Annotated in this window: 2 protein-coding genes; both read right to left on the reverse strand. The window is 45.6% G+C overall.

What is annotated here, in order from left to right:
• The coding region (lptA, locus tag R7044_RS27645) for a lipopolysaccharide transport periplasmic protein LptA (protein WP_225456289.1) at positions 1-429 on the reverse strand (429 nt) is incomplete at its 3' end.
• On the reverse strand, positions 410-537 hold a 128-nt coding region (lptC, locus tag R7044_RS27650), incomplete at its 5' end, for an LPS export ABC transporter periplasmic protein LptC (protein ID WP_225456290.1). The genes lptC and lptA, both read right to left, overlap by 20 nt.

Here is a 537-nt window from a genome sequence, read left to right on the forward strand (position 1 = left end):
CAACTTCTGTTGACCGATTTGGTAACGAATTGATGAGCCTTTGATGGTGTTACCATCTTGAGCGAGCTGCGCTTGGCCTTTCATGGTCAGTTCGTCAGTCGAGATGCGGTAATCGAGCTCGGTTGCTTGACCACTTAACGTTTTACCATCGTCCATCAGCTGCGAAAATGTCGCAGGCTTACCAAATGCTTGAATTTGTTTGATTGCTTCCGTTTTTGGATCGCGAGTGACGACAATTCTATCTGCATCGATATTGATGCTGCCTTGCTTAAGCGAGACATCACCTTTAAAAATGACCTGGTTACTCTTCATGTCCACCTGTTGGGTGTCAGAGTTAATGTAAACCGGCTGTTGAGTATCCGACTTAAGTGCAAACGCTTGAGGCGCTGCTAATACTAGTGCCAGTAGACTAAGGTGTAACGGTTTCATATCGACCTTGAACTTCATTCGTTAGAGTCGCGGTGTGCTGTTTTAAGTTTCCGTGCATCGCGCCTCCAGTAGTTTCAAATTGCGGTCCAACCAACATTACTTGTTGAT

It is taken from the genome of Vibrio sp. 1402 (assembly GCF_033340275.1).